The following is a 13,702-nucleotide window of genomic DNA, read 5'->3' as shown; positions in this document are numbered from 1 at the left end:
ATATTGCTTATCCAGAATTCAGGTTAAATATCACTTTCAAATAAACATAAAAAAACCAGTGATATAGTCACTGGTTTTTTATTGCTTAAAACTAATGGTTATAGATTTTAAAAAGAATAACTGAACCTATTAAAGCTCAGTTTATCTAGGATTAACCTATTACTCTTTAACTTCTAGCTATTTAACTTATGAAAGTTTAAAGCTTATCCGCTTAGAAAAATGCTACTTTAAATTCAGCACCAACAAAACGCTCTTCATTAACAATAGCGGTGTTGTTACTAAAATCTACTGCACCAATAGCTTGTTGTTCGTCTGTAATGTTACGTACGAATAAAGCAACTTCGTATTCTGTATCGTCTCCATCCCACTTATAACCTGTACGGAAGCCACCTTCAAATAACGACTTACCAGTAAATTCTTCAGACTCATATAAGAAGAAGCTAATTTCATCTCTATAAGACCAATCTGTATAAGCGTAAAATTCACCATCACCCAATTCTTGGCTATAACGAGCAGTGAATGAATAAATCCATTCTGGAGCATGAGGTAAGCTATTACCGTCTATAAACGCTCGTCCATTTTCATTAGTCTCATCAAGTACAGTACATTGAACACAAACAGGAGCAGTTAAGTCATCTTGTTTTATTTCAGTTTTGTTATAACTCGCGCTTGCTGTTACTGACCAATTGTCGTTTAGCATGAATTCAGAGTTAACTTCTAAACCATAACCTGTCGTTTTATCTGCGTTAAGTAAACGCGCAGTATTACCATCAGCACCACCAACAGAAGTTAATTGTTGGTCATCCATATCAAAGTAAAATACGGTTGTATTTATACGACCAAAACCATCTAAAATGTCAGCTTTAATACCCGCTTCATAAGACATAATCGTTTCAGATTCAGCTATGGATACTCCATCACCAAAAGCAAATAATGAACGTCCCTGAATACTAGGTGCGCGGAATGTATCTGCAATGCGAGCATAAATATTCACATCGTCAGTGTACTTATAGGTAGCACTTAAATCCCAACTAACATGTGAATCGTTAGGGTTCACGGTTACAGGATCATTAGATCCATTACCTATTGGTCCTATAAGTCGTTGAGAAGTTAATTCTTTGTCATCATCAGAATAACGGAGTCCTGCAGTTACCTGTAATTTATCAGAAAAATCATAATCAAAAGAACCAAATATCGCCCAAGCAGTAGTTTCTTGATGCTGTACAGAATAACCAGTTTGTCGACCACGTTCTGCGGCATCATAGCCAAACGTTACAGGATTAAAAGCTAAACCTAATGGATCATAAGAAAAACTTTCTATATCTAAATCTTCATTAAAGTAGAATGCACCTACTTGGTAGTTAAAATTACCATCAAAATTAGAACTTAAACGAATTTCTTGTGTTAACTGTTGATGATCAGGGATACCATCAGCCGTTTCCGACTCAACCAAAATATCACCAGGTCCTGTAGGTATATCTGAGGCGCAAAACTCCCCATTACATCCATAGCCACCATCAACATCAGAACGAGAGAACAATTCAGCGCTTTCATAACCACTGATTGATGTTAATACATAATCACCTAAGTCAAATTCTAACTTTAAGCTAGCGCCTTCAGTTTCTACTTGCTGTGTTGAACGAGATGCAGAGTCATGTTGCACAGTATCACGATCAAAATCATCCGCTAGATCATTACTTCCATCTTTAAATGCATTTGCATAAAAGGCTACTGGCTTACCATCTAGGTCACGCATGTGATAATTAAATAAAGCACTAAAGTCATCATCTTCGTATAAAAACTGAATTCGAGCAGCTTGATCTGTATAACCACCTAAAACATCATTTTGTTCAAAACCAGGTGCTGTATTGTCAATATAACTATCACGGTCTTGACGCAAAACAGAAATTCGTGCTGATAACTTATCTGTTAAACCACCGCCTACTGCTGCTCTCAAATCAGTTGTGTTTTTACTACCGTATGACAGTGAAGCAAAACCTTCAAAATCTTGAGAAGGTTTAACAGAGTCAAATTTAACAAGACCTGCAGGTGTATTTCTACCAAATAAAGTGCCTTGTGGACCACCTAGTACTTCTACACGCTCTACATCAAATACAGGAAAACCTTTTAAAATAGGATTTTCTTGAACTACATCGTCAACAACTAAAGATACAGGTTGAGAAGCGTTCAAATCGAAATCTGAGTTACCTAAACCACGCATGTAAAAACGAGGAAAAGTACGCCCAAATGATGATTCAACAGTCAAGCTCGGTACACGTGCATTTATGAAACGAATATCCATAGCTGCTGAACTAAATGCATCTAGGTTATCGCCTTGTAATGCTGAGACTGCTACAGGAACTTCTTGAGCATTTTCAACTCTTTTACGTGCCGTAACTTCAATAACTTCTAAGCCTTTTACTTTAGCTTTAGGAGCTTCTTCAGCAGACACAGCTTGTACAGCCAATAAGCTACTTGCAGCAACGATTGCTTGAATACAAATGGCTAAAGAACTTTGTTTAAATTTTCGCATTAACATGTTTCCTCTCTAATGATTTTTAAAATATTTCATGTTTAAGATTTTAAATATAGTTATCTTTAATTATTATTATTTTTTTAAATTCAATTCTTGATAAAAACTTGTTCCGTACTCCATCGCTTCTACATCTAAAAGCTCAGCAATGGTTTGTCCTAAATCAGCAAACGTAGTTCGTTCACCAAGATTTACTGACTCAATATTGTTGTGATACGCGATAATAGGAACATATTCACGTGTATGGTCATTACCTGGCCAAGTTGGGTCACAACCATGATCAGCAATAAAGAACACAACATCATCGTCATTTAACTGATTAAAAATATCAGGTAAACGTTTATCTAAATATTCTAAAGCTTCGGCATAACCTATTGGGTCACGTCGATGGCCAAAGTCTTGGTCAAAATTTACAAGGTTAGTAAAAATAAGACTATTGTCTTTTGCCGTATTGATATGATCAATTGTTGCATCAATTAATGCAGGAATACCTGTCGCTTTAGTGTTTGTGCTAATACCTTGATGAGCAAAAATATCAGCTATTTTACCAACACTGTGCACTTCACCACCGTTTTCAGTATGTTTATCTAATACTGTTTTTGATGGTGGTAATACAGAATAGTCTCTACGATTACCTGTACGAACAAAACTAGAAGAGTCATCACCAACAAAAGGTCTGGCAATAACGCGACCTATATTGTGATCATCAAGTACGGTTCTTACTTTTTCACAATAAGCGTATAAGTTATCAAGACCAAAATGCTCTTCATGAGCGGCTACTTGAAACACACTGTCTGCAGAGGTATAACAAATCGGCAGGTTAGTTTTAATATGATCTTCACCTAATGCTGCAATTATAGTGGTACCTGAAGCATGGCAATTGCCTAACATCCCATTGTAACCCGTTTCAGCATTGATAGTCTCAATTAAAGATGGCGGAAAACTATTTTCACGTTCATCAAAATAAGTCCAATCAAATAAAACAGGAACGCCCATCATTTCCCAATGGCCGCTTGGTGTGTCTTTGCCTGTACTTATTTCAGCAGCATAAGCAAAAGCGCCTTTAGTAGGCTCGCCACCTATATAAGGAAAGCTTCTACCAGAAGCTTCTTCACAAGCTTTAACTAAACCGAGTGATGAAAAGTTAGGAATATTAATCGCTGTTTTCTTTTGGTCAAAAAACTCTTGCGATAAATTAGCAAAAGTATTTGCATTTACATCACCAAATTTCTCGGCATCTGGTGCGTGACCAATACCAAAGCTGTCTATTACAAATATTATTGCTCTTGCCATTTTATTTCTCAGTCATTCTAAAGTCAGTTAAATACTCGTCGTGCGATGATTAATATGTATCAGTTCAAATATCATCCTATACCTTATTATATAAGGTTTAAGATAAGTACCAAGCCATTAAATTTAGCCTAAAAATCCTATCTGATATTAATAATCGTACATAAATTACATTATATACTAGTTTAAACATGACCAATTGGTCAATATGTGATAATTTATATAAATAGATAACGATCAATAGCACTACAATGGTAAATTTACATTTATATCCCAAATGTGAATCTGAATTCAGTTTATTGAGCTAATATTACTCTTTTTAATTGCAACAGTTTGTTATACTCACTGGTTGACAAGTATAGAATTCGCCATGTTATTAATAACATCAACATTATAATGAATACGTAAACTTTAAAGGCACCGTTTTGATACAAAACAAACCTACTATCATAGCAATCGCTGGAGCCTCTGCTTCAGGAAAAACCCTATTTGCTCAAACTATTTATAAAGAGTTATTACCTGAATTAGGTCGTGAAGGTATTTCAATCCTCAAAGAAGATTCGTATTACAAAGCTCAAGACCATCTCAAAATGGAAGATAGGGAGTTAACTAATTACGATCACCCTAATGCCTTTGAACATTCTTTGATGAGTGAACATCTTCATCAGTTAGTAGAAAACAACGATATAGAATGTCCTATTTATTGTTATAAAACCCATACAAGAACAACTGAGACTATACCTGTTTCTCCAACACCTATTATTTTAGTTGAAGGTATATTGTTGCTCTCAAACCCAGAATTACGTGATAGATTTCATATAAAAGTATATATGGATACCCCGCTCGACATTTGTTTGATCCGCAGAATTAAAAGAGACACAGTAGAACGTGAACGCAGTATAGAGTCTATAACTAATCAATATTTAGAAACCGTTCGTCCGATGTATAATCAATTTATTGAGCCTTCAAAACTTTGGGCTGATATTGTTATTACTCGTGGCGGTAAAAACAGAATGGCAATTGAAGTAATTAAAGCAAAAATACGTCAATTAATAAGCCACAAATAATTAATAACAATAAAAAAGTAGAGGGTTTTTATGGATCTTGGTGCATTTAAAGGTATTTTTGGGATAGTATTTCTCATCGCTGTTGCAATATTCCTATCTCATAATAGAGCAAAAATTAATTGGAGAACCGTAGGTTTTGCTTTTGGTTTACAAGTCCTCCTAGGTGCATTTGTACTCTACATTCCTTTTGGTAAAGACGCATTAGTTACAATAACGGGTGGCGTTCAGCAAGTTATTGATAGTGCTAAAGCCGGTATTAACTTCCTGTTTGGTGGTTTAGGCACCGATGCTATGTTTTCTAATGGTGTAGGCTTTGTTTTTGCTATTCGTGTATTACCCGTTATTATTTTCTTCTCTTCTTTAATCGCTGTTTTATATCACTTAGGTGTTATGCAGTGGGTTATTCGAATTATTGGTGGCGGTTTACAAAAACTTTTACACACCTCTAAATCTGAATCCCTTTCTGCTACTGCCAATATTTTTGTTGGTCAAACTGAAGCCCCTCTCATTGTTCGCCCTTACATTTCAAAAATGAGTCAATCTGAATTATTCGCTATTATGGTGGGTGGTTTAGCCTCTGTAGCTGGCAGCATAATGGCGGGTTACGCTGGTTTAGGTATCGACCTAAAATACTTGATTGCCGCTTCTTTCATGGCAGCTCCAGGCGGTTTATTAATGGCTAAAATCATTATTCCTGAGACTGAAAAGCTTCATACAGAAAATAATGATAATGAAATAGAAGAACTTGCAGAAGACGAAAAACCAGTCAATGTCATTGATGCCGCAGCAACAGGCGCAACATCAGGCTTAAAACTAGCGGTAAATGTAGGTGCAATGCTTCTTGCTTTTATTGCCTTAATCGCTTTATTAAACATGCTTATTGGTGGTATTGGTTCTATATTTGGTTACGACCACATTACGATCGAATGGATGTTGGGCTACATATTTGCACCTATAGCTTACGTCATAGGCGTACCTGCTAACGAAATGTTACAAGCAGGTAGTTTCATTGGACAAAAAGTTGTTGTGAATGAATTTTTTTCCTACGTAAACTTTGTTGAAGTTAAAGACTCATTAAGTGTTGGCACACAAGCTATTGTGACTTTCGCTTTATGTGGTTTTGCTAACTTATCATCTATCGCTATTTTATTAGGTGGCATTGGTTCAATGGCGCCTAATCGTAGACCAGATATAGCTAAACTTGGCTTAAAAGCTATGATTGCAGCAACACTTGCCAACTTAATGAGTGCAGCTATTGCGGGTATATTCATTACATTGTAATGAAGAAGCACTACAATAATTTAAATAAAAAATTAACATAAACAATTTTAATATTAAGAAGCTACTAACATGACAGATAAAAAAGAAATTGCCGCCCTATCGTTATCATTAATTGATTTAACTACGTTAACGAATAATGAAAATGACAGCGACATTATTGCTTTATGCCAACAAGCAAAATCGTCTGTTGGTGAAACAGCTGCCATTTGTATTTACCCTAAATACATACCTGTAGCGAAAGCACAATTAGCAAAACAAAACACACCTAATATTAAAATTGCTACGGTAACTAACTTCCCGCATGGTAATGACAATGTAGAATCTGCGGTAAATGAAACACTTGAAGCCGTAAACCTAGGTGCTGATGAAGTTGATGTGGTTTTTCCATACAAAGCACTCATTGCTGGCAACGCTGATATAGGTTTTGAATTAGTTAAAGCTTGTAAAGCAGCTTGTGGTTCAAACGTATTACTTAAAGTTATTATTGAAACAGGCGAACTTTCAACGCCAGAGCTTATTAAACAAGCGAGCGAAATATCGATTAATGCAGGTGCAGACTTCATTAAAACGTCTACAGGTAAAGTTGCTGTAAACGCAACACCTGAAGCAGCAAAAATTATGCTAAATGTAATAAACGACTTAAACCCTAACGTTGGCTTTAAAGCTGCTGGTGGTGTTAAAGATGTTGATGATGCAGAAGTTTACCTGAGCTTAGTATTTGATATTTTAGGTGCTTCTTGGTTGAGTAAAACTCACTTTAGATTTGGCGCAAGCAGCTTACTAGGTAACTTATTAATTACCCTAGACCAAGATGTAGAAAAGCCTGATGCTTCAGCATATTAATTAATACCTATTTGGTATAACACTCTTTTAGGTAAACAATATCATGGCACAGCTTTATTTTTATTATTCAACGATGAATGCAGGTAAATCAACAGACCTATTGCAATCTGCCTATAACTATTCAGAAAGAGGCTTAACGCCTCTTTTATTTACTGCACAAATAGATGACAGATTCAAAGAAGGTGAAATATCATCTCGCATCGGCTTACATGCTAAAGCATCTGTTTTTAATCAAGCCACTCAGCTATTTGATGAAGTAAAAACCCGTAACGACAATAAGAAAGTAGATTGTGTATTAATTGATGAAGCACAGTTTTTATCAAAAGCTCAAGTCAAACAATTAACGGATATTGTAGATAGTTTACATATTCCTGTGCTGGCTTATGGTATTCGAACTGACTTTTTAGGTGAAACATTTTCAGGTAGCGCAGCCCTGCTTGCTTGGGCAGATAAATTGATTGAACTGAAAACTATTTGTCATTGCGGTAAAAAAGCTAATTTTGTTATTCGTACCGACGAAAATGGTCTTGCGGCAACCGTTGGTGAGCAAGTAGAGGTTGGCGGAAATGAGCGATATGAACCCTTGTGTCGAGCTCATTTCAAACAACTTGTTTGGCAATAAGTTATAAACCAGCATACAAGAATAGTTAAATCAGCCCGTCACCTTTAAACCTATAACACTTATCTGTATAACTGCTGATTAAGTGTTAGACCATTCTCTAATTAAATTATGATAAACGCCTGTTAACTTAATAATTTCAGGACTATCTTTTACTTGTTCATGTAACGTTTGAATAGAACTATCTAAATCAAACAAAATTCGACGTTTTTCATCGCTATGTACCATGCTTTGTAACCAAAAGAATGATGCTAAACGACGACCTCTGGTTACCGCTGTAACTTTATGTAAACTCGTTGATGGATAAAGTACAACACTGCCTGCTGCAAGCTTTACTTCATGAGAGCCGTAAGTATCTTCAATCACTAATTCGCCACCATCATAATCATCAGGATCATTAAGAAATACAGTCATCGATATATCAGTACGAATTTTTACGGGAGTTCCAGGCACCTGCCTAATCGCATTATCAACATGTATACCAAATGAGTGTCCGCCTTGATAACAATTAAATAGTGGAGGAAATATTTTCAAAGGTAATGCTGCCGACATGAACAAATCACTTCGCGCTAAAGCAGCCATTATAATGTCACCTAATTGGCGAGCTTCTTGGCTATTTTCTGGTAACTGTATATTATTTTTTGCTTGTGATGATTGATAACCAGCCGTTACATTACCATCAGTCCACTGAGCGGCTAATAACACTTGTTGACATAAAGTTAGTTCATCACTCGTTAGCAAATTAGGTATTTTTAATATCATGGTTTTTCCTGAATAAACAGACAAACCAGCAATTGCTGGCTTGTCTTAATAAAGTAATATATATCTTTAAATATATTCTACTAGATCATTATTTAAAATGAATAAGTACCCGTTAACGTTATGTAACGACCTACACCAGGAATAAAATGTCCACCGCCTAAATCATCTTCATAATCTTCGTCGGTTAAGTTTTCCGCATTTAACTGAATACTGACTCTTTCAGAAGCTTGGTAAGCAACCATCACGTCAAAAATCAAATAATCATCTGCAATTTCTCGACTTAATGCATTGGTATTATTGTAGCGTTCATCCACAAACTGAGCACCAAAACCAGCAGACAGCTTATCGTTAAACTGATATTTAGCCCACAAGTTAGCGGTATGATTTGGTGTTCTTGCAAGCTCTTGGCCTAATGCACCAATATTGTATTCACTTTCTTCAGATACTTCACTGTCTTGGTAGGTATAAGCAAAAGTTACTGACAACTCAGGAGTTACTTGCCCAATAGCACTAAATTCAATGCCTTGTACTTCATTTTTACCTGTTAGTTCAAAAGTATCAGCATCTACTTGCGAGCGAGCATTATCTTTAATCGTTTTAAAAATAGCGGTGTTAAGAGCTAATTTGTCATCTAACAATAACCATTTAGCACCCATTTCATAACTCGTTGTTTCTTCTGGATCTAAATCGGCTTCGTTTCTACGTGTTGATACCGTTAAATCCTCTGCTGATGGGCTATGGGAATTACCTGCACCAAAGTAAACACTTGAATTTTCGCTTGGCTTATAAACAACATCAAGGTTCCAACTAAATAATGAATCGCTTGTATCAAGGCTTAATGAAGGATCTGAATAATCATATTGGTAATCAACATCAAATTGATCAAAACGTAAGCCAGCTGAAACTTCCCACTGTTTATTTAAAGTGACTGTATCAAAAACATAAATAGCTGTATTTGTACTTTTAGCTTCAATACTTGTTCCGTCTCGACCATAAGCTCCAGTAAAAGCTATCTCTGCATTAGGGTTATATAAGTCATTTAGCTCAGGTGTGCTGTCTAAGTTATCATCAATAAGATCAACGAATGCCCAACGTTTATGGTCTTCTTTAGCAAGTTCCACACCTGTTACTAAATTATGTGTAAAACCTGCAACGTCATATTCACCGATTAAATCAAATTGTAGTGCTGTTAATGAGTCTTTCGTATCACGTGTTTTTTCATCACTTAAACGTACATCAGTTGAAGTAGTTAAATCAATGAATCGTGGAGCTGTTACAACAGATTCACGACTTACTGCGCCTACACGGGCTTGTGCTCGTAAAGTGGTACTTTCAGACATATCATATTCATATCGCGCTGTTGCTGAATAAACTTCAATTTCTTCGTAATCACGATTGATATTTCCGTAAAAATTATCAAAATCAACAGGAGGTGCTGAACCTTCATAATCAGCTAATTCTGCAACAGGATCACTCGTTGCACTATTAGAAACCCAAGGGATGCCGTAATCAGGAATATTATCTTGATCTTCATAATCAACATTAAGTGTAAATCTACTCTTAGTACCCAAACCTGTTGCTAATGAACCTGCAATAGCTTTTTTACGGTTTTCTATTTCATCACGACCTGCAACATCGCCATCATCAACCAATACATTCACACGTAATGCAGTTGTCTCGTCTATCTGTAAATTACTGTCTACTTGTATACGAACATCACTTGCATTACCTATACGAGCTGATAAATCGGTAAATTGGTCTAATGTTGCCGTTTTTGTTTCTAAGTTAATACTGCCACCTGTAGAACCACGACCTGAAACCGCCGAACTTGGCCCTTTTGATACTTCTATTGATTCAACATTATAAGTATCACGAGAATAACCAGCGATATCTCTCATACCATCAACAAAAATATCAGTTGTCGCACTAAAACCACGAATAGTTAAACTATCTCCAGGAGGAGCACCACCTTCACCAGCGGCTAAAGAGATACCTGAAACACTTCTAAGTGCATCTCCTAAGCTATCTATATTTCGATCTTTCATTAATGCTTTGTTAATAACTGTAATTGTTTTAGCCGTGTCTAATAAAGGTTGGCTATATTTATGAGAGCTAGATTTTTCAACTACGTAACTCGAATCAGACTGAGTTGTTGCTTTCGTAACATCTAATTCTTTAATGTCTTGAGCTTGTGTGTATGTTGATAAAACAGCTGTTATTGCAGCAGCGATAGGCTTGCTAGAAAACTTATTTTTTGAATGTTTAAGAGTCATTGTATTTCCAATAAAAGATTAATCATGTTTAAAGTGTGTGTTTCATTTATAAAACATCTTCCATGAGAGTTTTTAACGTTGCAGAAGACATATTTCTATAATAAAAGCGAAAAAGAGCATAGCATCAAATAACAATAAAGCAAATGATAATCATTATCATTTGCTTTATTGTTATCTTTTACTCATAATAGCTCCATAAATCAATAGACATAATTATGTTTAAAACAGAGAAAGAGCGATTTATTAATTAATACATTAGTTATAACAAGTGATTTAGTTAACGCTTTTTAAAACTAATGTACTGCGTTCTTATTGCTCGCTTAACATGTAAGGTTCAATTTAACTAATGTATACAAACGTCTGTAAAAGAATTTCCGCGTTACTGCCCTGCCTAACTTATAGCGCTAACGTATTAATTATTATGATAGTTTTTTGTATTTTTTTATTTAACGTAAATAATGCACAAGCAAGTACAAATCAATTAATGTCTCAACACAGTAGTCCGGTTAATGAGCTAGAGCAGTTAGTGCAACGTTGGTTGCAAATTGAGCGACAAATAAGTGAATTAACTGTGGACGGAATTCAGCAAGAAAGCAGCATGAAGCAAACGCTACAATTGCTCGAAATTGAATATCAACAACTCAGTGCCTCTAATAAAAGTGGTCAGAAAAACCATAGTGAATTAACAGAAAAACGTACCGAGTTGATTACTCTGCAAAGCGAATTAGAAACCTCTCAAGACTTATTGTCAGCGCAATTAAAGAAAATTAATCAGCAACTTATTTCTCTACAGGTTCAATTGCCACCTCCCCTATTAACAAGCTGGGAAAATGTTGGTGATCTAAATAATGATTCTTTAGAAACAACTGAAAAATTACAAATTGCGTTAGACGTATTAACACGGTTGATTGATTTCCAAAACCGTATATCTATTCACGAAATGGCTATTAAGCACCCTAATGGCAGTGAAATATGGGTTACTCAACTCTATTTAGGCGCCGCACAAGCTTGGTTTGTTAGTAACGATTTAACTTATGCCGGCATTGGTTACCCTGATGTTTTGGGGTGGCAGTGGGAGTTTGACGAAAATATTGATGCTGACCAAATAGCAAAAGGTATTGCCGTACATAAAAAACAACGGGCTGCCCAATGGATCAAACTGCCTATTTACACACATACCAATAACATTGCAGCTCATGGGGCTTCAGAATAATGATAATTTATCTACCGCGTTTAAATTTGCTTGAACGAACAAAACAAAGCCTTTATTTAATCATTAGCCTATTTATATTAATTACTGTAACGAGTGTTAATGCTGCTGAAACTAATAGTAATTCACATACAAAGGTCGTGAGCAGTTTATTAACCGATATTAAAACAGCAGAACGTCAGTTAAACACTAAACAGGTCGCGTTAGCTAAACAACAAAAAACGTTGTCTAATAAAATATTTAAACAACAACAAGCATTATCTGCATTGCGTAAGCAAGCCTCGTTAAATAGACGATTAGCTGATGAAGACACCTTGAGTTTAGATAAACTACAAACACGTTTAAATGAATGGCAGCAACAGCAACAATATCAATTAAATTTACTTAATCGTTTTGTACGTCAGTATGGTGATAAAAGCAGTACTCAGCAAAAAACGAGTAATAAACAGAACGAATTGCTACAACAGGTTGTAACCTTAATAGAACAGCAATCAACCCACTTATATCCTTCATTCCAATCACAATCTGTTGTATTGGAAAATGGCGAGTTAACTCCTGCTCATACTTTACAAGTTGGACCTGTTGCTTGGTTCACTGTAGATAATACTAATACTATGGGTTTACTCGATTTAGAAAGTGATAGTAATGTGGCAAAAGTCGCTTTGATCCAATCAGATTCTAATGAACATTCGCTAAGTACAGCCTTAAAAACATTAAACAATAATAGCCAACCACAAAAAATAATCGCTGACCTTACTTTTGACCCTAGCTTAAACCATATGGTTGCAAGCCAGTCTCAAGAAGAAAATGCATTTGAACATTTACAAAAAGGTGGTTTGTGGGCAATTCCTATTATTGCTTTTGCATGTTTCGCACTCATTATTGCACTTTTAAAATCAATTCAATTAATACGTTTAGCAAAAATTGACGTTTATTCACAAATACATCTGGTATCACTGTATAGCCAAAATAAGCTAAGTCAGTTTAAAGGTATGCAGCGTAATTTATTCCAATTATCGATTGATAATAAAAAAGGCGACTTACGAGACGATCAATTATTTAATCAATTATCTCGCGATAAACATACATTAGATAATTGGGTAGGCGCTATTGCAGTAACAGCAGCTGTAGCACCTTTATTAGGTTTGTTAGGTACAGTTAGTGGCATGATTGAAACATTTAAAATGATGACATTATTTGGTTCTGGCGATCCAGAAGTAGTGTCTGGAGGTATTGCTCAAGCATTAATAACCACAGAGTTAGGTTTGGTTGTAGCGATCCCAGCATTGATATTAAACGCTTTATTGTCACGTAAAGTTAAATCTTATTACAGCCAATTAGAAGCATTTTCTATTCAACTTAGCCAAGTAGAAAGTAATACCGACACCAATGTTCACCCTATAAATTGTCATAAATTAAATAACAAAGTCGAGGAAGACCATGTTTGAACAACTATTAAGTAACCCCATTTGTTGGTTTATCATCATTTTGGCGCTATTTGTTTATCAATTAATTTTTAATGACATTCTTTATTTACGTAGCTATCAAACACAACGTAAAGGTTATTGGCAAGAAGTTAGCTCTATCTTAACTGCTGCATTACCCTTATTGGGTTTGTTAGGGACTATTATTGGCTTACTTGATACCTTTAAAGTGATGTCACTTGGTCAAAATGAATTAATGAGTGAAGCCATAGGACAAGCATTATTAACCACACAATTAGGTTTAGTTTGCGCTATACCTGCATGGTTAATGCAGTCGTATCTGGTTAATGCTCAGCGCAGTTCTACATTACTTACTCATAAGTCGGCAACAGGTAGTTAA

General features: G+C 35.5%; 11 protein-coding genes. 7 read left to right on the top strand and 4 right to left on the bottom strand.

What is annotated here, in order from left to right:
• Positions 1-211: 211 nt before the first annotated feature.
• Both ACPUVN_RS04895 and ACPUVN_RS04890 read right to left on the bottom strand, forming a co-directional pair.
• Positions 212-2,533: a TonB-dependent receptor gene (locus ACPUVN_RS04895; protein ID WP_426370091.1), complete on the bottom strand. Its 2,322-nt coding sequence runs from the start codon at positions 2,531-2,533 to the stop codon at positions 212-214.
• A gap of 75 nt (positions 2,534-2,608) precedes the next feature.
• Positions 2,609-3,826, bottom strand: coding sequence for a phosphopentomutase (locus ACPUVN_RS04890; protein WP_426370090.1), 1,218 nt, complete (start codon positions 3,824-3,826; stop codon positions 2,609-2,611).
• A gap of 422 nt (positions 3,827-4,248) precedes the next feature.
• Here ACPUVN_RS04890 and udk point away from each other — a divergent pair, with 422 nt between their 5' ends.
• The 4 genes from udk to ACPUVN_RS04870 all read left to right on the top strand — a co-directional run bounded on the left by udk (position 4,249) and on the right by ACPUVN_RS04870 (position 7,636).
• Entirely contained in the window at positions 4,249-4,890 is a 642-nt protein-coding gene (gene udk / locus ACPUVN_RS04885; protein ID WP_426357745.1) for a uridine kinase, read from the top strand.
• Between the two features lie 30 nt (positions 4,891-4,920).
• A complete protein-coding gene (locus tag ACPUVN_RS04880) occupies positions 4,921-6,171 on the top strand; it encodes a NupC/NupG family nucleoside CNT transporter (RefSeq protein WP_426370089.1) in 1,251 nt (416 codons plus the stop codon).
• Between the two features lie 69 nt (positions 6,172-6,240).
• Positions 6,241-7,014 carry a deoxyribose-phosphate aldolase gene (deoC, locus tag ACPUVN_RS04875; RefSeq protein WP_426370088.1) on the top strand — a complete coding sequence of 258 codons (774 nt, stop codon included), beginning with the start codon at positions 6,241-6,243 and terminating at the stop codon, positions 7,012-7,014.
• Between the two features lie 43 nt (positions 7,015-7,057).
• Entirely contained in the window at positions 7,058-7,636 is a 579-nt protein-coding gene (locus ACPUVN_RS04870; RefSeq protein ID WP_426357748.1) for a thymidine kinase, read from the top strand.
• Positions 7,637-7,714: 78 nt separating this feature from the next.
• Here the strand turns inward: ACPUVN_RS04870 and ACPUVN_RS04865 are convergent, their stop codons facing one another.
• On the bottom strand, positions 7,715-8,395 hold the full coding sequence (locus ACPUVN_RS04865; RefSeq protein ID WP_426357749.1) for a Fe2+-dependent dioxygenase: 681 nt from the start codon (positions 8,393-8,395) through the stop codon (positions 7,715-7,717).
• A gap of 92 nt (positions 8,396-8,487) precedes the next feature.
• Positions 8,488-10,668: a TonB-dependent receptor gene (locus tag ACPUVN_RS04860; RefSeq protein WP_426370087.1), complete on the bottom strand. Its 2,181-nt coding sequence runs from the start codon at positions 10,666-10,668 to the stop codon at positions 8,488-8,490.
• Positions 10,669-11,089: 421 nt separating this feature from the next.
• Here ACPUVN_RS04860 and ACPUVN_RS04855 point away from each other — a divergent pair, with 421 nt between their 5' ends.
• The 3 genes from ACPUVN_RS04855 to ACPUVN_RS04845 are packed head-to-tail and all read left to right on the top strand — an operon-like array spanning position 11,090 to position 13,702.
• Positions 11,090-11,881, top strand: a complete 792-nt coding sequence (locus ACPUVN_RS04855; RefSeq protein ID WP_426370086.1) for a DUF3450 family protein — start codon at positions 11,090-11,092, stop codon at positions 11,879-11,881.
• A complete protein-coding gene (locus ACPUVN_RS04850; protein ID WP_426370085.1) occupies positions 11,881-13,326 on the top strand; it encodes a MotA/TolQ/ExbB proton channel family protein in 1,446 nt (481 codons plus the stop codon). The genes ACPUVN_RS04855 and ACPUVN_RS04850 overlap by 1 nt, the downstream gene beginning before the upstream one ends.
• Complete coding sequence (locus ACPUVN_RS04845; RefSeq protein WP_426357753.1) at positions 13,319-13,702, top strand: MotA/TolQ/ExbB proton channel family protein; 384 nt, start codon at positions 13,319-13,321, stop codon at positions 13,700-13,702. Before ACPUVN_RS04850 ends, ACPUVN_RS04845 begins: the two co-directional genes overlap by 8 nt.

Source organism: Pseudocolwellia antarctica, assembly GCF_049933045.1.
Lineage (GTDB): Bacteria > Pseudomonadota > Gammaproteobacteria > Enterobacterales > Alteromonadaceae > Pseudocolwellia.
The sequence above is the reverse complement of the archived record's forward strand: the minus strand, read 5'-3'. Positions and strand labels throughout refer to the sequence as shown.